This is a genomic window from Planococcus maritimus, assembly GCF_001687625.2.
GTDB classification, from domain to species: domain Bacteria; phylum Bacillota; class Bacilli; order Bacillales_A; family Planococcaceae; genus Planococcus; species Planococcus maritimus.
Window position 1 is genome coordinate 1,479,582 of sequence record NZ_CP016538.2, and the last position, 18,598, is coordinate 1,498,179.

Annotated in this window: 18 protein-coding genes; 13 read left to right on the forward strand and 5 right to left on the reverse strand. The window is 47.5% G+C overall.

Features of this window, described 5'->3' with window-relative positions:
- Window positions 1-18: 18 nt before the first annotated feature.
- On the reverse strand, window positions 19-1,395 hold the full coding sequence (locus tag BBI11_RS07435; RefSeq protein ID WP_171900885.1) for a glycine--tRNA ligase: 1,377 nt from the start codon (window positions 1,393-1,395) through the stop codon (window positions 19-21).
- A 311-nt stretch (window positions 1,396-1,706) separates the two neighbouring features.
- On the opposite strand from BBI11_RS07435, the gene BBI11_RS07440 reads away from it, so the two are divergent.
- From BBI11_RS07440 to BBI11_RS07475, 8 genes are all read left to right on the forward strand, one after another.
- Window positions 1,707-2,345 (forward strand): transcriptional regulator CcpN, encoded by a 639-nt coding sequence (locus BBI11_RS07440; protein ID WP_068461982.1) that lies wholly within the window; start codon window positions 1,707-1,709, stop codon window positions 2,343-2,345.
- A 10-nt stretch (window positions 2,346-2,355) separates the two neighbouring features.
- Entirely contained in the window at window positions 2,356-3,165 is an 810-nt protein-coding gene (locus BBI11_RS07445) for a pyruvate, water dikinase regulatory protein (RefSeq protein WP_068461983.1), read from the forward strand.
- A 224-nt stretch (window positions 3,166-3,389) separates the two neighbouring features.
- Window positions 3,390-5,195 (forward strand): DNA primase, encoded by a 1,806-nt coding sequence (gene dnaG, locus BBI11_RS07450; protein WP_068461985.1) that lies wholly within the window; start codon window positions 3,390-3,392, stop codon window positions 5,193-5,195.
- A gap of 33 nt (window positions 5,196-5,228) precedes the next feature.
- Window positions 5,229-6,383 carry an RNA polymerase sigma factor RpoD gene (gene rpoD / locus BBI11_RS07455; RefSeq protein ID WP_068461987.1) on the forward strand — a complete coding sequence of 385 codons (1,155 nt, stop codon included), beginning with the start codon at window positions 5,229-5,231 and terminating at the stop codon, window positions 6,381-6,383.
- 189 nt (window positions 6,384-6,572) lie between these two features.
- Window positions 6,573-7,712, forward strand: a complete 1,140-nt coding sequence (locus tag BBI11_RS07460) for an acyl-CoA dehydrogenase (RefSeq protein ID WP_068461989.1) — start codon at window positions 6,573-6,575, stop codon at window positions 7,710-7,712.
- 190 nt (window positions 7,713-7,902) lie between these two features.
- The gene (gene cccA / locus BBI11_RS07465; protein ID WP_068461991.1) at window positions 7,903-8,292 is read left to right on the forward strand and encodes a cytochrome c550; all 390 of its coding nucleotides are present in this window, start codon (window positions 7,903-7,905) and stop codon (window positions 8,290-8,292) included.
- 60 nt (window positions 8,293-8,352) lie between these two features.
- Window positions 8,353-9,066, forward strand: coding sequence for a tRNA (adenine(22)-N(1))-methyltransferase (locus BBI11_RS07470; protein WP_068461993.1), 714 nt, complete (start codon window positions 8,353-8,355; stop codon window positions 9,064-9,066).
- The gene (locus BBI11_RS07475) at window positions 9,053-10,165 is read left to right on the forward strand and encodes a Nif3-like dinuclear metal center hexameric protein (protein ID WP_068461995.1); all 1,113 of its coding nucleotides are present in this window, start codon (window positions 9,053-9,055) and stop codon (window positions 10,163-10,165) included. The genes BBI11_RS07470 and BBI11_RS07475 overlap by 14 nt, the downstream gene beginning before the upstream one ends.
- 43 nt (window positions 10,166-10,208) lie before the next feature.
- On the opposite strand, the gene BBI11_RS07480 is transcribed toward BBI11_RS07475, so the two are convergent.
- On the reverse strand, window positions 10,209-11,189 hold the full coding sequence (locus BBI11_RS07480; protein WP_068461996.1) for a 4-hydroxy-3-methylbut-2-enyl diphosphate reductase: 981 nt from the start codon (window positions 11,187-11,189) through the stop codon (window positions 10,209-10,211).
- Between the two features lie 131 nt (window positions 11,190-11,320).
- On the opposite strand from BBI11_RS07480, the gene BBI11_RS07485 reads away from it, so the two are divergent.
- The 5 genes from BBI11_RS07485 (at window position 11,321) to BBI11_RS07505 (ending at window position 15,793) form a co-directional block, all read left to right on the forward strand.
- Entirely contained in the window at window positions 11,321-12,616 is a 1,296-nt protein-coding gene (locus tag BBI11_RS07485) for a DEAD/DEAH box helicase (protein WP_068461998.1), read from the forward strand.
- 12 nt (window positions 12,617-12,628) lie between these two features.
- Window positions 12,629-13,528 carry a deoxyribonuclease IV gene (locus BBI11_RS07490; protein WP_068462000.1) on the forward strand — a complete coding sequence of 300 codons (900 nt, stop codon included), beginning with the start codon at window positions 12,629-12,631 and terminating at the stop codon, window positions 13,526-13,528.
- A gap of 237 nt (window positions 13,529-13,765) precedes the next feature.
- Window positions 13,766-14,539, forward strand: a complete 774-nt coding sequence (locus BBI11_RS07495) for a metal ABC transporter ATP-binding protein (RefSeq protein WP_068462001.1) — start codon at window positions 13,766-13,768, stop codon at window positions 14,537-14,539.
- Window positions 14,532-15,386, forward strand: a complete 855-nt coding sequence (locus BBI11_RS07500) for a metal ABC transporter permease (RefSeq protein WP_068462003.1) — start codon at window positions 14,532-14,534, stop codon at window positions 15,384-15,386. The genes BBI11_RS07495 and BBI11_RS07500 overlap by 8 nt, the downstream gene beginning before the upstream one ends.
- The gene (locus BBI11_RS07505) at window positions 15,383-15,793 is read left to right on the forward strand and encodes a Fur family transcriptional regulator (protein WP_068462005.1); all 411 of its coding nucleotides are present in this window, start codon (window positions 15,383-15,385) and stop codon (window positions 15,791-15,793) included. The genes BBI11_RS07500 and BBI11_RS07505 overlap by 4 nt, the downstream gene beginning before the upstream one ends.
- A gap of 375 nt (window positions 15,794-16,168) precedes the next feature.
- On the opposite strand, the gene BBI11_RS07510 is transcribed toward BBI11_RS07505, so the two are convergent.
- The 3 genes from BBI11_RS07510 to BBI11_RS07520 form a co-directional block, all read right to left on the reverse strand.
- Complete coding sequence (locus BBI11_RS07510) at window positions 16,169-16,756, reverse strand: hypothetical protein (RefSeq protein ID WP_068462007.1); 588 nt, start codon at window positions 16,754-16,756, stop codon at window positions 16,169-16,171.
- A 12-nt stretch (window positions 16,757-16,768) separates the two neighbouring features.
- Window positions 16,769-17,887, reverse strand: coding sequence for a flavodoxin-dependent (E)-4-hydroxy-3-methylbut-2-enyl-diphosphate synthase (gene ispG, locus BBI11_RS07515; protein ID WP_171900920.1), 1,119 nt, complete (start codon window positions 17,885-17,887; stop codon window positions 16,769-16,771).
- 185 nt (window positions 17,888-18,072) lie between these two features.
- The gene (locus tag BBI11_RS07520) at window positions 18,073-18,588 is read right to left on the reverse strand and encodes a DUF1189 family protein (protein ID WP_083389030.1); all 516 of its coding nucleotides are present in this window, start codon (window positions 18,586-18,588) and stop codon (window positions 18,073-18,075) included.
- Window positions 18,589-18,598 lie beyond the last annotated feature (10 nt).

Sequence of the window (18,598 nt, forward strand, 5' to 3'; positions counted from 1 at the left end):
CGGGATGTCTTTTTTGGATTAAAATTGGATATGCTGTTCGATATAAGCTTGCACGTCTTTGATCGGCATGCGGACTTGTTCCATGGAATCGCGGTGGCGCACTGTCACTTCACCGTCTTCGACTGAGTCGAAATCGTAAGTGATGCAGAATGGCGTACCGATTTCATCCTGGCGGCGATAGCGTTTACCGATTGATTGAGATTCGTCGTAATCGACCATGAAATGCTTCGCAAGGTCGGCGAACACTTCCGTCGCGCCTTCTGAAAGTTTTTTCGACAAAGGCAATACCGCTGCTTTGTACGGTGCAAGTGCCGGGTGGAACTTCAAGACCGTGCGTGTATCGTCATTGTCCAATGCTTCTTCTTGGAATGCATCCACGAGGAAAGCGAGTGTCACGCGATCTGCGCCGAGGGATGGCTCGATGCAATACGGCACGTAGCGTTCATTTGTCTGCGGGTCGATATAGTTGAAGTCTTCGCCCGAATATTCCATATGGCGCTTCAAGTCGAAATCGGTGCGGTCAGCGATGCCCCATAGTTCGCCCCAGCCGAACGGGAATTTGTATTCGATATCGACCGTCGCGTTCGAGTAATGGGACAACTCATCAGCGTCGTGCTCGCGCAAGCGCATATTGCTTTCGCTCATATTCAACTCAAGCAGCCAGTTTTTGCAGAAATCGCGCCAGTATGCATACCATTCAAGGTCTTCGCCTGGTTTGCAGAAAAACTCAAGTTCCATTTGTTCAAATTCACGTGTGCGGAACGTGAAGTTCCCCGGTGTGATTTCGTTACGGAAGCTCTTACCGATCTGGGCGATCCCGAAAGGCATTTTTTTGCGCATCGAGCGCTGGACGTTTTTATAATTGACGAAAATCCCTTGCGCTGTTTCCGGGCGCAAGTAAACTTCGTTTGTAGAAGACTCGGTAACGCCTTGGAATGTCTTGAACATCAAGTTAAACTGGCGGATTTCGGTGAAATCGGCTTTGCCGCAAGTCGGGCATGTGATTTCGTGCTCGTCGATCAATTCTTTCATGCGATCGAACGATAGGCCGTCGACGATCAATTCGATGCCTTTTTCATCCAATGCGTTTTCGATGAGTTTATCTGCACGGTGGCGCGATTTGCAGGATTTGCAATCGATCATCGGGTCGTTGAAATTGCCAAGGTGGCCAGATGCTTCCCAAGTTTTTGGGTTCATCAAGATAGCGGCATCTAGACCGACATTATGAACCGATTCCTGGACAAATTTTTTCCACCATGCTTTTTTGATGTTGTTTTTCAGCTCAATGCCGAGTGGGCCATAATCCCATGTGTTGGCAAGGCCGCCGTAAATTTCTGAGCCCGGAAAGACGAATCCCCGGTGTTTGGCTAATGATACTACTTTTTCCATTGACATCTTCATAACCTCCATAAAATAAAAAAATCGCACACGCCACGGACTAATGTCCGAGGACGAGTACGTTACCCGCGGTTCCACCTCGATTGGCTGAAACTCCAGCCCTCTTGCTTACCTATGGCTCCGGATTGCCGTTTCCCGCAGTTGCAGGCTTTCACCATCCCTGCTCGCTTCATGCGCGGTACTTATCGATCCCTCAATGCCAATATTTGATTCCCGATTATTGTATCACGGCAATCTTTTCTTCGCAATATAGCATGTAATAGTATATAATAATCGATATTGAGTATAACATATTTGAATTTGAGGCGGTGAGTCCAATCGAACTCAATAAGCGGCAAGAGGAAATTTTACAGATCGTCAAAGGCAATGGCCCGATTACAGGCGAGCAAATTGCGGACCGTCTGCATCTAACGCGTGCAACGCTTCGGCCAGATCTAGCGATTTTGACGATGGCAGGCTTTTTGGATGCCAGGCCGCGTGTCGGTTATTTTTACTCGGGCAAGAAACCGGGCCAGGATATCACCGATACGATGAACAATATGAAAGTAAAAGACTTTCAGTCAATCCCTGTCGTAGTCAGGGAAGATGTCAGCGTATACGATGCCATCAGCCAAATGTTTTTGGATGACGTCGGGACGCTTTTTGTTGTGGATAAAAAATCCTGCCTCGCTGGTGTTTTGTCGCGTAAAGATCTATTGCGCACAAGCCTTGGCAATCAGGATCTGAATGCTATTCCTGTACATATTATCATGACGCGCATGCCGAATATTACGTTTTGCTTGCGCAATGATTCGCTCATACAGGCTGCAAACCGGCTGATCAACCAACAAATCGACGCTTTGCCGGTCGTCGAAGAACAACCGGAAGGGTATAAGGTCGTCGGCAGGCTGACTAAGACTAATATCACACGGGCATTTTTGTCCCTTTCGGAAAACCACGAACTGTGAGGTGCAGAATATGAGTTTATTGCGTGTTTTTATTGTCTCCGATTCGGTAGGAGAAACTGGCGAGCTGGTCGCAAAAGCGGCGATTAGCCAATACTTGAATACAGAACAGAATGCTGTCTTGAAACGGTTTCCCTATATCGATTCCGTCGATCACTTACAAGAGATCATCAAATTGGCAGAAGGACAGCGAGCTGTAATCGTTTATACGCTTGTATCAAAAGAACTTCGCCATTTCGTCGAACGCGAAACGGCCCGCCACAGCATCAAAGCGATCGACTTGATGGGCCCGTTGCTCGATGCACTCGAGGAAGAGCTGCATTCGGCACCAATCGGCGAAGCTGGGCTTGTCCGTAAGCTTGACGATGACTACTTTAAAAAAGTCGAAGCGATCGAGTTTGCTGTTAAATACGATGACGGGCGCGACCCGCGCGGCATTTTACTTGCGGATATCGTCTTAGTCGGCGTATCGCGAACGTCAAAAACCCCATTATCTCAGTACTTGGCCCATAAACGCTTGAAAGTCGCCAATGTCCCGCTAGTGCCAGAAGTGGACCCTCCGGATGAACTGTTCGATGTGGATCCTAAAAAATGCTTCGGCTTAGTCATTTCACCGGAGAAACTGAACAATATCCGGAAAGAACGCTTGATTGCACTCGGCTTGAATGATGATGCCAATTATGCGAAGTTAGACCGTATTCATGAAGAAATCGTCCATTTCCGTAAAGTGGTCGATCGTATCGGCTGCGAAACACTTGATGTCACGAATCGCGCCGTTGAGGAAACTGCTAATTTAATTCTTGGCAAACTTCAGAAACAGTAAGAAGACTCCGCCTGTCAGGGCGGTTTTTCTTATGCTTGTATAATGTAAAGACCCTTTTTCTACGCCTTTCTGTGGATTTTTACAAAAAAACGTTTTATAATGAAGAATTGTGGCTAAAGCTTACTAATAACATAATGAGCTTTCCCATCTTTTTGTCGAAATTTGAAGGATTTCACTAAATTTCAACGAATAAAGTAAAGTAAGCAAATAAAGATGGTGATAAAGTGTCCAATCGAATTCCTGAAGAAGTAATCGAAGAAATCCGTTCCAAAGCGGATATTGTGGATGTTGTGGGCGAATATGTCCAATTGACAAAAAGGGGCCGCAATTGGTTCGGCCTCTGCCCGTTCCACGGGGAAAGTACACCGTCATTTTCTGTGACGGCTGATAAACAGATCTTCCATTGCTTTGGCTGCGGAGCTGGCGGCAACGCCATTACGTTCTTGATGGATATTGAAAACATTAACTTCCAGGAAGCACTGGCCAAATTAGGCGAGCGCTCAGGAATCGAAGTCGATGTGCAGTCAAGCGAAGGCAAAGGTGCAGCACAAGCTAGAAATGACGACCCGCTCATTTTGATGCATGAATTCGCTGCCGATATGTACCATCACATTTTGCTGAACACTGAAGAAGGGCAAGCAGCACTTGATTATTTGGAAAATCGAGGCTTCACTCAGGAAATCATCGAAAAATACCGCATCGGCTGGGCTCTTCCAGAATGGAACTATATGGAAGTGGCGCTGCGCAGAAAAGGGTATGATGATGAACAGCTTGAAGCGAGCGGACTTGCCATCAAACGTGAGAAATCCGATGGTTGGTTTGACCGTTTCCGCGGCCGTATCATGTTTCCCATCATGAACGAGAATGGCAAGGCTATTGCCTTTTCGGGGAGGGTCCTTGAACAGTCGAAACAAGAAGCGAAATACATGAACAGCCCGGAGTCGCCGATCTTCCAAAAAAGCCAAGTTCTCTATAACGTTCATTTAGCACGCGGCGCGATCCGGAAAAACAGGAAAATCATCTTATTTGAAGGATTCATGGACGTCATCGCCGCTGGAAAAGCTGGCATCGACAACGCGCTCGCTACCATGGGGACCTCGCTGACTTCACAGCATATCCGCCAGATGAAACGTTTTGCACAGGAAGTGGTTGTGTGCTTCGATGGCGATGATGCCGGATGGGAAGCGGCAAAACGGGCGGCTGTTCCGCTCGAGGAAGCGAATTTCAAAGTCGGGATTGCGGTGTTGCCGAATGGCATGGACCCCGATGATTATGTCCGTCAAAACGGTGCCGATGCTTTTCGGGAGCACATTATCGAAAAGCCGCAAACCTTTATCGCTTTTGCGATGATGCATGCGCGCCGTCACAAGAACTTCCAATATGAAAACGATCTCCTTCAATACATTCAAGAGGTGCTTCAGTTATTGGCTGGAAAATCCTCTCCTGTTGAAAGGGATTTGTATATTAAGCAGCTGTCGGCCGAAACCAAGCTTTCAGAAGAAGCCATTTTGCAGCAGTACAGGCGCTTAGAAACACGCAGCATTGAACGCAGCCGGCCAAAAGCAGCGGAATCGGTCCAGGCAGCTCCTAGAAGAGAGCAAAAGAAAATTACGTCGCTGCACCGGGCAGAACGGTTATTGTTTGCTCATGCACTTGCAGACCCCGCCGTAATGGACAAGCTGGCCCGTGAAGTAGAAACCATCCCGTTCATCAGCGAGGAATACCAAGCGCTGTATGTTCAGCTGCTCGGATTTTACGAAGAATGGGAAAAGGCAGATTTTCATAAGTTTCTGGAAACCCTGACAGACCAGGAGCTCCGGAAGCTCGTGATGGAGACAGCTTTAGCTGAAAGAGACCCCGATCACCCGGAAGAAGAGATTGAAGATTGTTTGAAGCATTTGAATAAGCATCGCATCGAGCAACAAATTAATTTAAAAATCCAGCAATCAAAAGAAGCGGAAAAACAGCATGATTTGAAGCGCGCTTTGCTTCTAGCACAAGAAGTGATTGCTTTACGGAAATCATTGTAGATTATTCCGGTTTTTTCTAAAGGAGGAAGTTGTATGGCTGAGAAATCTGAACGCCAAACAGAAGTCGTAACAAACAGCATCCCGATGCCTACTGAAGGCCCGGAAGCAAGTGTAGAAGACGCGAAAAAGCAATTGATCGAGCAAGGGAAAAAAACCGGAGAATTGAACTACGAACAGATTGCCGACAAATTAGCTATTTTTGAAATGGAATCGGACCAAGTAGAAGAATTCATCGATCAATTGGAAGGGCACGGCATCGAACTCGAACGCAAAAGCGACGATGAAGAACATTTGGACCGTCTCATGAAACCGACAGAAGAGAAGTTCGACTTGAACGACTTAAGCGTCCCGCCAGGCGTTAAAATCAACGACCCGGTCCGTATGTACTTGAAAGAAATCGGGCGCGTGGATCTGTTGAAGGCGGAAGAAGAAGTTCGCCTTGCCAAACTGATCGAACAAGGCGACGAGGAAGCGAAGAAACGCTTGGCAGAGGCTAACTTACGTCTTGTCGTGTCGATTGCCAAACGCTACGTGGGTCGCGGTATGCTATTCCTGGATCTGATTCAGGAAGGGAATATGGGATTGATCAAAGCAGTCGAGAAATTCGACTACTCGAAAGGCTTTAAATTCAGTACTTATGCTACATGGTGGATCCGCCAGGCCATTACCCGCGCCATCGCTGACCAAGCCCGCACCATTCGAATCCCGGTTCACATGGTGGAGACGATCAATAAATTGATCCGTGTGCAGCGTCAGCTATTGCAAGATCTTGGCCGTGAGCCTTCGCCAGAGGAAATCGGCGAAGAAATGGACCTATTGCCTGAAAAAGTACGCGAGATTCTAAAAATCGCACAAGAGCCAGTTTCGCTTGAGACGCCAATCGGTGAAGAAGACGATTCACATTTGGGAGATTTCATTGAAGATTCCGATGCGCAATCGCCATCTGACCATGCTGCATATGAGCTATTGAAAGAGCAATTAGAAGATGTACTGGATACATTGACCGATAGAGAAGAAAACGTATTGCGCTTGCGTTTCGGCTTGGATGACGGCCGCACGCGGACACTCGAAGAAGTCGGCAAAGTATTCGGCGTAACGCGTGAGCGCATTCGCCAAATTGAAGCGAAAGCTTTGCGCAAACTGCGCCATCCATCGCGCAGCAAACGTTTGAAAGACTTCTTAGAATAAAATGAATCAATCCTTCCGAGCGATATGCTTGGAAGGATTTTTTTTTGCGAATCAGCTGCCCTATAAACGCTACATATCGCTATGCTTAACAGGATATTGGAATAACTTTCCGTTATGCCTTGCTTGTGTCGGAATTTTAGCTATATAATGAATATTGTAAGCGTATTCACAACAAAGGGGATGTAAGACATGAATTTCGATTTGACACAAGAACAACAGATGATCAAAAAAACAATGCGGGAATTCGCCGATAAAGTAGTGGCACCTGGCGCTGTCGAACGCGACCGCACAAAAGAATTTCCGAAACAAGCATTCAAGCAGCTATCCGACATGGGGATGATGGGTTTGCCGTTTGACGAGGCTTATGGCGGTGCTGGAGCAGACAGTACCAGTTTTGCGATTGTTACGGAAGAATTGAGCCGTGTCTGTGCTTCAACAGGTATCACGTATTCTGCGCATATCTCACTTGGCGGTGCACCGCTCAGCTTGTTCGGGACAGACGAGCAGAAACAGAAATATTTGACGCCAATCTGTACGGGAGAATCGTTTGGCGCATTCGGGCTTACAGAACCAAATGCCGGGTCGGATGCCGGTGGTACGGAAACCCGTGCAGTAGAAGACGGGGACGATTGGGTCATTAATGGATCGAAAGTATATATCACAAACGCAAGCCATGCGAAACATTTGGCAATTACCGCCATAACGGGGATGAATGATGGCAAAAAAGAAATCAGTGCCATTATCGTGCCGACAGATGCAGAAGGCTTCACCATTATCGATAATTACGAGAAAATGGGCTTGAATGCATCGAATACGACGGAATTGGTTCTCGAAAATGTTCGTGTGCCAAAAGAAAACCTGCTCGGCAAACGCGGCGAAGGCTTTAAGCAATTTCTCGTGACGCTTGACGGCGGACGCATCGGCATTGCGGCGATGGCAGTCGGGATCGCTCAAGGCGCGTTCAATAAAGCCCTTGCCTATGCAAAAGAGCGCAAGCAATTCGGCAAAACTTTATCCGAGTTTCAAGTCACGCAATTCAAACTTGCGGATATGGCGATGAAGATTGAACTGGCACGCAATATGGTCTACAAAGCGGCATGGCTGAAAGATCAGGGGCGTCCATTCACAAAAGAAGCATCGATGGCTAAGCTGTATGCATCTGAAATGGCGATGGAAGTGGCTGATGAAGCGATCCAGATCCATGGCGGCTACGGCTATATGAAAGAGTACGAAGTCGAGCGCTATATGCGTGATGCCAAGCTTTTAGAAATCGGCGAAGGGACGTCCGAAGTGCAACGCATGGTCATCTCCCGATTGGTCGGCTGCTGAGGGGACAAGAAAACTGTGTGACTTTAACTGCTTGTTGACTGCCGTCAACTGAATCCTTCGAATTTACCGATTTTGTCACAATACGGCAAATATTATTCGTTATGGCTTTTCGTTTACTGGATAATACAGTACAATAATGAGTGATACTTATACTATCATCAAGCAGAACACAGCAGAAGGAGGGTTACGGATGCAAAAGAATGCAATTGTACCTTATATCTTAATCATGGCTTTCGGTATTGGCCTGATTTTCTTCCTATCATTGGAAGGAGTCGGCAACGAAGCTGAAATTGCTGAAGAACATGCAGCAGAAGAAGAAGGCGGCGAAGCGGCTGAAGGTGAAGGCGGAGAAGAAGCAGAAAGCGGCGACTTCGACCCAGAAGCTACAGCAGAAGCCAACTGTATTTCTTGCCACGGTTCAAGCTATGAAGGCGGAGTAGGCCCATCACTAGTGGCTACTGAACTTGGCCAAGAAGAAATCGAAGAGATTTTGATCAACGGTAAAGGATCGATGCCTGCAGGTCTTGTTCCTGAAGAGAACGTAGCAGCAATGGCTGAGTGGGTACTATCACTCGAATAGCATCAAAAACCCTTAGTTCTTTTTGGAGCTAAGGGTTTTTTGTCAATTAGGAGGAACTTTATGAACGCGCAGCAATTATCAGTTCGATTAATGAAAGTGGCCGCACATGTGCAGGCAGATGCGGTCGTCGCAGATATTGGATCAGATCACGCCTATTTGCCTTGTCATCTTTTACATAACGGCGGGGCCGTTCGCGCAGTAGCTGGAGAAATTGTCAAAGGTCCCTATGAATCGGCGAAAAAACAAGTTCAAGCAGAGGGACTGGAAGACAAGATCACCGTACGGCTCGCACCAGGGTTAGAGGCAATCGAACCGTCTGATGGCATAACAGCAGTGACCATCGCTGGCATGGGCGGTTCGCTAATTGCGTCGATTTTGGAAGATGGCAAAGACCGTCTTAAAGGCGTAGAGCGCTTGATTTTGCAGCCGAACGTCCACGCCCAAGCCATACGTCTATGGGCTGTCGAAAACGGCTGGCAAACAGTTGCAGAAGAGATTTTGAAAGAAAAAGATAAAATCTATGAAATTCTCGTGCTAGAGCCAACTGAAGAAAAAGTAGAGCTGGATGCTAAGCAATTATTATTCGGCCCGGAGCTACTCAAACAGCATACTGAAGTGTTCAAGGAGAAATGGCAACGCGAAGCGGCGCAGTGGAAAGCCATCGCCGAACGCTTGGAAAACACAACACAAACCGAAGACATTCGTACGAAAAAAGAGCAATTGCTCGAAAAAATCGCATTGATGGAAGAGGTGTTCGCGGATGAAAATTCCTAACGGGCAACAGATTATTGAAGAATTTGAGAAATGGTCGCCGAAATACTTGGCGATGGAAGGGGATCCAATCGGGCTGCACGTCGGCACTTTAAACAAAAAAGTCGAACGCGTGCTAGTAACACTAGACGTTGATGAGGCAGTGGTGGACGAAGCAATCGAAAAAGGAGCGGGGCTCATCATTGCGCATCATCCCCCGATTTTCCGGCCGTTGAAAAATCTCCAGACCGATTTTCCTCAAGGCCGTCTGATGGAGAAATTGATTAAAAATGATATTGCCGTATATGCCGCACATACCAATCTCGATGTCGCATGGGGCGGCGTCAATGACTTGTTGGCAGAGGCGCTCGGCTTGAGCGAGACAAGCGTATTGGTGAAAACCTATGAAGCGGAACTTGTGAAGATCGCGGTATTCGTACCAGAGAGTCACGAAGACCAAGTGCGAAAAGCATTTGGCGATGCAGGTGCCGGTGCCATCGGGGACTATGAGCATTGCAGCTATACTTTATCAGGCACCGGACGCTTCCGGCCAACAGCCTCAGCTGATTCCTATATCGGCGAGGCCGGCAAAATGGAACAAACAGCAGAATCTAAAATTGAAGTCGTCGTCAGAAAAGCCGAGAAAGATCGCGTGATCCGGGCTATGATTGCGGCGCATCCTTACGAAGAGCCGGCATACGACGTGTTCACTTTGGAAAACAAAGAACTGCCAATGGGGCTTGGGCGTGTTGGTCGCTTGAAAGAAGAGATGAGCTTGGATGCGTTTGCGGAGCATGTAAAATCAAGCTTGGACGTGCCTTTTGTCCGTGTTGTCGGCACTGGTGATGAAACTATAAGAAAAGTGGCCGTACTGGGCGGTGATGGCAATAAATACATCCAGCAGGCCAAACGTGCCGGAGCAGATGTCTATATCACAGGTGACCTATACTTCCACGTGGCACAAGATGCTCAGGCAATCGGCTTGCCGGTGATTGACCCAGGCCATCATGTTGAAAAGGTGATGATCCGTGGAGTCGTCGACCACATGACAGCAAAAGGCGCAAACTGGCAATGCGAGTTTTTGCCATCTGAAGTAAATACAGAGCCGTTTCGTTTAAAATAAGCTATGAAAAAAGAGGCCCCATTCAGGGCCTCTTTTTCATAGCTTATTCATTTACCGGATACGGTTCAATGCGATCCGATGGTTTCGGATGCTTGATCTTCGGTAAGATTTTATTAAGTGGGACGGAACGCTCGAGTGTGTGCGTTTCCGGATCTTCCGGATCGTATTGATCCAAGAACTTCATGACTTCTTTAACGATTGGCGTCGGCGTCGATGCACCAGCCGTCAAGGCGACCGTTTCGATGCCTTCGAGCCATTCCAATTTCAGTTCAGACAAGTCAGAGATACGGTAAGCGGGCGTGCCGGCGATATCCTGAGATACTTGTGCCAGGCGGTTGGAGTTATTGCTCATTGGGTCGCCGATAACCAATAATAGATCGGTATCACCGGCTTGTTCCGCAACGGCTTCTTGTCGAACTTGTGTAGCGAGACAAATCTCCTTATGCACTTCCGCATGTGGGAAACGTTCTTTCAAGCGCTCCATCAAATGAACAACGTCCCATTGGCTCATCGTTGTCTGGTTGGTGATGATGATCTTATCTTCTTCCAGCTCAAGGGCGTTGACGTCTTCGATCTTTTCGACCAAATGGACGAGGTCCGGAGCTACGCCAATTGCGCCTTCCGGTTCCGGGTGGCCGCTCTTGCCAATATAAATGATATGGTAGCCTTCCGCTGTTTTTTCGCGGATCAAGTCATGCGTTACTGTCACATCCGGGCAAGTGGCATCGATCGACACTAGGCCTTTTCTGCGGGCGAGTTCACGCACTTGAGGGGAAACGCCGTGCGCTGTGAAAATCACGGTACCCGTTTCAACTTTTTCCAGGATCTCGAGGCGGTTGGTGCCATCGAGTGTAATGATGCCATCTTGTTCAAAGGCATCGGTTACGTGTTTATTATGGACAATCATGCCCAGTATATAAATCGGGCGCGGCAAAGTCTCATCCATGGCTGCATTTTTTGCGATGACCATGGCATCCACTACCCCGTAGCAATAGCCTCTTGGCGAAATCTTTTTTACTTTCATTATCAAACCGCACTCCTTTCAACATCATGACTTTATTATAACGGAGACGCCGCTTGTTTACAAAAGTTGCATCGCGTAGCAGCGCCATTTTATGCTATAATAGCGAGAGCTTAAGGAGGGAACTATATCCCATGACAAAATTCAACGAATACCGTCTCAAGCCATTTTTGCTTGAAGCGGTCGAAAAACTCGGTTTTAAAGAACCGACAGCAATCCAAAAGGAAATGATTCCACAAATTATGAGTGGAAACAGTGCCATTGGCCAGTCCCATACAGGTACAGGCAAGACCCATAGTTTTATCATCCCAATCGTCGAACGCATAGATGTGTCGAAACAGGAAGTTCAAGCAGTAATCGCTGCCCCGACGCGAGAACTGGGAACGCAAATTTTCAATGAAATTCAGAAACTGATTGGCGATTCCGGCATCGAAGTCAAATCATTTATCGGTGGAACGGACAAACAACGTTCAATCAATAAATTGAAAACACAGCCGCATATCGTCATCGGGACGCCAGGGCGTTTAAAAGACCTGGTTAACGAAAACGCTTTGCTCGTCCATACAGCAAAAATCCTAGTTGTCGATGAGGCAGACTTGGCATTTGACATGGGCTTTATCGAAGAAATTGACCAAGTCGCTGGAAAAATGCGTGATGATTTGGAGATGTACGTGTTCTCTGCAACCATCCCTGAAAAATTAAAGCCTTTCTTGAAAAAATACATGGCCAACCCAGCGCACATCAAAATCGGTGACAAGCGCCCGGCTGCTGAAGGCTTGGACTTTTATCTAGTGCCAGTGCGCAGCAAGAAGAAAGTGGAGCGCCTGCAAGAGATTATGAAGATTATCAATCCATACCTTGCGATCATCTTTGTTAACACGCGTACCAATGCCGATTACATCGCAGAGGAATTATCGAAAAACGGCATTCGCGTAGGGAAAATCCATGGAGACTTGGCACCGCGCGAACGCGTTAAGATGATGAAACAAGTACGCGATCTGGAGTATCAATACATCGTAGCGACAGACCTTGCCGCACGTGGAATCGATATCCAAGGCGTCAGCCATGTCATCAACTACGAATTGCCGGAAGACCTGGAATTCTTCATTCACCGTGTCGGGCGTACTGCGCGCGCAGGGCTTAAAGGCGTCGCGATCACCATGTTCAGCCCGGAAGATGAAGATGCTATTGTTCGCGTCGAGAAAATGGGGATTCCATTCCAGCAAAAAGATATCGTCAAAGGTGAATTTGCTGATATGAAAGAGCGCCACGGCCGTAAAAAACGTGTGCGTACGGAAAATGAGGCCGATACTAAGGCGAAATCGATGGTCCATAAACCGAAAAGTGTTAAACCGATGTACAAGAAGAAAATGAAATGGAAAATGGATGAAATCAAAAAAGCGGAACGCCGCAAAAACCGCAAAAAGTAAGGGGTTAGTTATATGCTATTAGGATCGCACGTCTCGATGAGTGGCAAAAAAATGCTTCTCGGAGCCAGTGAGGAAGCCGCTTCCTACGGCTCTTCGACTTTTATGATTTATACGGGCGCACCGCAAAATACGCGCCGTAAACCGATCGAGGAACTTAATATCGAAGCAGGCAGAGCGCATATGGCGGAGCATGGGCTGTCAAATATCATCGTTCACGCACCTTATATCATCAATATCGCCAACACCACCAAACCGGCTACTTTTGAGCTCGGCGTTGAATTCCTGCAATCCGAAATCGAACGTACTGCAGCGCTTGGCGCGGAACAGATTGTACTGCATCCCGGTGCCCATGTTGGTGCGGGAGTAGAAGCCGGAACCCAGAGAATTATCGAAGGCTTGAACGAAGTACTGACACAAGATTTTCCGGTTAATATCGCTCTTGAGACGATGGCTGGAAAAGGCAGTGAAATCGGCCGCAGCTTCGAGGAACTCGCAGCAATCATTAACGGCGTAACGCATAACGAACGTTTGTCGGTCTGTTTTGATACATGCCACGTTCACGATGCCGGTTATGACATCATAGAAGATTTTGACGGAGTGCTCGAGGAATTCGATCGTTTGATTGGAATCGACCGACTGCAAGTGCTGCATATCAATGACAGCAAAAATGTGCGCGGGGCAGGAAAAGACCGTCATGAAAACATCGGCTTCGGTGAAATCGGCTTTGAGGCACTCAATTCAATTGTCCATCATAAACAATTGATGCATGTGCCGAAAATATTGGAAACGCCTTATGTCGGCCTAGATGCGAAAAAGAAGCAAGCGCCATATGCCTACGAAATTGAGATGTTTAAAAATGGCGTATTCGCACCTGGTGAAATCGAAAAGATGAAGTTCCCGATTGAATCCTAATAAAGCAAATGATAAGGCTGTTTTGAAATGCCATGAAATAAGGCATTTCAAACAGCCTTTTGTATTGGCAGACTCCGCTAGGAAAAGAATTAGTGGAGGGGCCTTTACGATTTACAATTTTCCTATTCCAACTCTAAACAAGCTTTATTTAAAGCCCAAACGGTTTACAGGAGCGTCCAACTGCACTATACTTTTAAAGTAAATCGTAATCATTATTATTGGAAAAGGGGCGTCTCTATGGCAGCGCCATTGATCAACATTAAAGAAGTCAGCTATGAATATGAACAAACAACAGCACTGGACCACATTTCGATGGTCGTAGAAGAAGGCGATTTTCTAGCAATACTCGGCCCTAATGGATCGGGAAAATCGACTTTATTGAAAATTATGCTCGGGCTCATCCAACCATCCGAAGGTAGCGTGGAATTGTTTGGTATTGACTCTAAAAAATTCAAACACCGCGAATGGATCGGCTATGTGTCACAGAAATCGAATTCGTTTAACTCTGCTTTTCCGGCTACTGTCCAAGAAGTGGTAGCAGGGGGGCTCGCTAAAAAAGCCGGGTTGTTCCATAAACTGCCGAAAAACACTTTGGAGCAAGTCGAAGAAGCGCTTGATGCGGTTGGCATGAAATCGTTCAAGCACCGCAGCATTAGCGAACTTTCTGGGGGCCAGCAGCAGCGGATCTTTATCGCCCGGGCACTTGTTGCTAAGCCGAAAGTGCTCATTCTTGATGAGCCGACTGTCGGCATCGATGTCCAAAACGTTCAAGCATTCTACGATATGCTCGCAGCGCTAAACCGCGAGCGCAATATCACGCTTGTTCTGGTAACGCATGATGTCGATACAGTGACCGACCGCATTTCGCATGTGGCGTGCTTGAACCAGACCATCCATTTCCACGGCTTCAAAGACCAATTGCATATGATGAGCGACGAGAAGCGCGAAGCTTGGTATGGCCATTCCGTTCGGAAAATCCATCATACGGAAGGAAGCCATACGCATGCTTGAAGCCATCTTGTCCTATGAATTTCTACAAAACGCATTTGCATCCGGCTTGATCATCGGCGTTATTGCCCCATTGCTCGGTGTCTTTATCGTCGTTCGAAGGCTGTCGCTGATCGCCGATGCCCTTAGCCACGTGACGCTTGCCGGCATTGCCGGAAGCCTGTATTTAAGCCAAAGTGTCGGGGCCTTGGCGCTATTGAATCCGCTTTACCTCGGAATCGCCTCATCGGTATTGGGGTCGATGCTCATCGAGCGGCTGCGCAGCGTCTATAAACATTACGAGGAACTGGCCATCCCGATCATCTTGTCTGCAGGGATTGGCTTTGGTGCCATTTTCATTTCCCTTGCGGAAGGGTTTTCTAGTGATTTGTTCGGTTATTTGTTTGGCACAGTGTCAGCCGTTAGCCGACAGGATCTCTATATCGTCGCGGGGATTGCTGTTATCGTGCTGGCATTTATCCGCATTTTCTTTAAGGAACTATTCGTCTTGTCCTTTGACGACGAATACGCGCGGGCATCCGGCTTGCCGGCAAAATGGATTCATTTTTTATTTATGATCGTTACCGCCTTAGTCATTGCCGGGTCGATGCGCATCGTCGGTATCCTATTGGTGTCATCCTTGATGACCATTCCAGTAGCGACGGCCATGCGCGTCGCCAAAAGTTTCAAGCAAACGATTTGGCTATCGATTTTATTCGGCGAAATATCGGTCCTCGCCGGTCTGGTGGCTGCTTTTTACTTCGATCTGGCACCAGGCGGTACGATTGTTGTCACGTCCATAGCCATTTTGCTGGTCATTCTGGCTTATCGGAAAATCTCGTTATCTAAGAAAAGGGGGGCAGCCGCATGAACTTAAATAAAGCGTGGGGCATCCTGAAAGAAAACGGTTTTAAAGAAACGACAAAACGCAATCAGATTTTGGAAATTTTTGAGGGTGACGAACGCTATTTAACGGCTCGCGATATTTTAGATGTCATGCAAAAAGACTATCCGAGCATGAGCTATGACACGGTCTACCGTAATTTGGCAACGTTTGTCTCGCTCGATATTTTAGAAGCGACCGAGTTGTCTGGTGAAAAGCATTTCCGCATGCATTGCGAAAGCGATCATCACCACCATCATTTTATCTGCATGGACTGCGGCAAAATCAAAGAAATTCCACTATGCCCTATGGATTTATTGGGTGCGGCATTGCCGGCCTATGAGATAGACAACCATAAATTCGAAATCTACGGGAAATGCCCGGAGTGTAAATAAACTGCACGAATAAAAAGGAGCTGACAGCTAATGCTGTCAGCTCCTCAGAGTGTTGAAGAAGTCCATTATCCTCTATTAATGAAAAGAGTGGAAGACTATTCCACAATAAAAAATCAACGAACTCTCTAAGTATTTGGAGAAGCGTTCGCTCGACTCCTGTGGATCAGCGAGACGACCGAGACCCCGCAAGGCGCAGAGCGACTGAGGAGGCTTGGGCGCGAGCCCACGGAAAGCGAGCGATAAGCTTCGGAAAATACGACTTTTTATCTTTCTCGACAAACTAAGGAGCTGACAGCTAATGCTGTCAGCTCCTTTTCGGGCTTTGGAGATAAAGTTCCATAGAAAAAGAGCGCAAGTCTAACTTGCGCTCTTCGTTTATCCTTTAAGCACTTCCTGTTGAACACCGAACTCTTTTTTCACCCATTGTTCGGCTTCGAGCCAATCATAGACGCGGACTACCTTATTCGGCACCGGCTCACGATTGTAAGGGGTGTCGAACAAGATGACTGGGATATCCAATTCCTCGGAAATCTCTACCGCGTTGTCGTGTTTGTCTTCAAAAAACAAATCGACTTGATGAGCTTTGGCGGTACTGATCTTCTTGTGCGTGCCGATTAACTCAATATGGTCATAAGCAATGGCATGCTCTTCAAACCAATCGAATGTGACATTTCGAACATTGTCTCCACGAGCAGAGATGAAATATAGTTCGTATTGGTCTTTCCAATTGTTAATAATTTGCTTGGCATCTTTCGAAATAGGGGAAGATGCATAAATTTTTGGTTCGTGTTTTTTGAACCAGGAATAGAACTCTTTTTTATCGAGCTGCGGCAAGGCAGCCGTCAGGTCGTATTCCCGGATATCTTCGATGGTCAGTTCGCTGCCGAATGCTTCATTGATATGGGGGATCAATGAAGTGGGGCAGGTGACGGTGCCATCGATATCAATGCCAAATCGGTACATATGATCACAACCTTATGCTTGTTGTTGTTCCAATTCTTTTTGCTTTTTCTCTTCGGCTTGCTTGGCGAAGTATTCTTCCGCCAATTTATCGATCTCGATCTTCAATTCCTCGACCATTGTTTCTTCAGGCACTTTACGGACTGTTTTCCCGTGCATGAACAGCAGGCCTTCACCGCGTGCGCCGGCGATGCCGATATCGGCTTCGCGTGCTTCACCCGGGCCGTTGACGGCACAGCCGAGTACCGCGACTTTAAGCGGTGCTTTGATGTGGGAGATGTACTCTTCCACTTCGTTCGCGATGGAAATCAAGTCGATCTCGATGCGTCCGCAAGTCGGGCATGAGATAAGTGTAGCTGCGTTTGATGACAAGCCGAACACTTTCAATAGTTCACGAGCCACTTTGACTTCTTCGACAGGGTCTGCACTCAAAGAAACGCGCAATGTGTTGCCGATGCCTTTGGCGAGCAATGCCCCGAGCCCAGCAGAACTTTTCACAGTGCCGGAGAACAAAGTACCGGATTCCGTGATGCCGAGGTGAAGCGGGTAGTCGAATGCTTTCGAAGCTTTTTCATATGCTTCAACAGCCAAGCTAACATCGGATGCTTTTAGCGAAACGATGATGTCGTGGAAATCGAGGTCTTCCAAGATCTTAATATGGTGCAAGGCCGATTCGACCATGCCATCCGCTGTCGGATAACCGTATTTCTCGAGGATTTTGCGTTCGAGTGAACCGGCGTTAACGCCGATACGGATCGGGATGCCTTTCGCTTTCGCAGCATTGACGACCGCTTCCACTTTTTCGCGGCGGCCGATATTGCCCGGGTTGATGCGGATTTTGTCAGCGCCTTGCTCGATGGCGATCAAGGCCAGCTTGTAGTCAAAATGGATATCGACGACGAGCGGGATGTTGATTTGCTTCTTGATTTCGCCGATGGCATACGCAGCACGCTCATCGGGGCAAGCGACACGGACAACTTGGCATCCGGCTTCTTCGAGGCGGAGAATCTCCGCAACCGTTGCTTCTACGTCGTGCGTTTTTGTTGTCGCCATACTTTGTATGAATAGTTCATTGCTTCCGCCAATCGTTATATCGCCGACTTTGACGGGGCGTGTTTTTGAACGGTGAGTCATTTCACTCATGTTAAAAATCTCTCCTTTTTGTGAGTTTCCGGTAATCCGGACGGTTACTCAGCTTACCTTGGCACGAAATTCCCGTGCAGGTCTATTTCTCTTGCCTATAGCCATTTTAGCAGTGTCTCGTTTGAAAAGACAAGAAAGACGGCTGTACCGAGCGGATTCTTTACAGCCATGCAATATTAGCGTGTTTTTTTGGCTGGCGGGGCTTTCGGGTAAAATCGCGCTGCACTATATAGAAGAAACAGCGTCCACAAACTAGTGATGAAGGATATCCATAGGCTATTGACCCAGAAGCTCGCCACATACGCGGCGATTGTCGGGACGGTCACGGCGAGTGCCGCCGTGCGCCACATATGCCGGTATTCGCCGCGACGCTTAAGTAAGGCGAGGAATCCATAGCCGAAAGCCGCAAATACGCTGATTTTGATAAAATGATAAAGCGTTGTCGAGACAAAGAGAAATACAAGTGCAAATGGGTACAGCAGCCAGTCAATCTCTTCAATGAACTGCAGCAAACCTTCAAGTTCCGAGGAGCTTGAGCCGATGCCAAGTTGAAATTCCACGAACGACAGGGCCGACAGCAAGGTGATGAACAGAAACACGAACTTGAGAATACGGCCGATCGGCATAATTCGGACAGCCGCCCGTTTTTTCGGTTCCATAAAACTGGCTTTGAATAATTGGTACAGATTCACAATGATCTTC

What these genes read in the sequence shown, in the direction of transcription:
- ispG (WP_171900920.1), bottom strand. Translation starts at nt 17,887, where the DNA reads ATGACTCACCGTTCAAAAACACGCCCCGTCAAAGTCGGCGATATAACG.
- cccA (WP_068461991.1), top strand. Translation starts at nt 7,903, where the DNA reads ATGCAAAAGAATGCAATTGTACCTTATATCTTAATCATGGCTTTCGGT.
- BBI11_RS07490 (WP_068462000.1), top strand. Translation starts at nt 12,629, where the DNA reads ATGCTATTAGGATCGCACGTCTCGATGAGTGGCAAAAAAATGCTTCTC.
- BBI11_RS07480 (WP_068461996.1), bottom strand. Translation starts at nt 11,189, where the DNA reads ATGAAAGTAAAAAAGATTTCGCCAAGAGGCTATTGCTACGGGGTAGTG.
- BBI11_RS07500 (WP_068462003.1), top strand. Translation starts at nt 14,532, where the DNA reads ATGCTTGAAGCCATCTTGTCCTATGAATTTCTACAAAACGCATTTGCA.
- BBI11_RS07460 (WP_068461989.1), top strand. Translation starts at nt 6,573, where the DNA reads ATGAATTTCGATTTGACACAAGAACAACAGATGATCAAAAAAACAATG.
- BBI11_RS07475 (WP_068461995.1), top strand. Translation starts at nt 9,053, where the DNA reads ATGAAAATTCCTAACGGGCAACAGATTATTGAAGAATTTGAGAAATGG.
- BBI11_RS07505 (WP_068462005.1), top strand. Translation starts at nt 15,383, where the DNA reads ATGAACTTAAATAAAGCGTGGGGCATCCTGAAAGAAAACGGTTTTAAA.
- BBI11_RS07435 (WP_171900885.1), bottom strand. Translation starts at nt 1,395, where the DNA reads ATGTCAATGGAAAAAGTAGTATCATTAGCCAAACACCGGGGATTCGTC.
- BBI11_RS07495 (WP_068462001.1), top strand. Translation starts at nt 13,766, where the DNA reads ATGGCAGCGCCATTGATCAACATTAAAGAAGTCAGCTATGAATATGAA.
- BBI11_RS07510 (WP_068462007.1), bottom strand. Translation starts at nt 16,756, where the DNA reads ATGTACCGATTTGGCATTGATATCGATGGCACCGTCACCTGCCCCACT.
- BBI11_RS07470 (WP_068461993.1), top strand. Translation starts at nt 8,353, where the DNA reads ATGAACGCGCAGCAATTATCAGTTCGATTAATGAAAGTGGCCGCACAT.
- rpoD (WP_068461987.1), top strand. Translation starts at nt 5,229, where the DNA reads ATGGCTGAGAAATCTGAACGCCAAACAGAAGTCGTAACAAACAGCATC.
- BBI11_RS07485 (WP_068461998.1), top strand. Translation starts at nt 11,321, where the DNA reads ATGACAAAATTCAACGAATACCGTCTCAAGCCATTTTTGCTTGAAGCG.
- BBI11_RS07445 (WP_068461983.1), top strand. Translation starts at nt 2,356, where the DNA reads ATGAGTTTATTGCGTGTTTTTATTGTCTCCGATTCGGTAGGAGAAACT.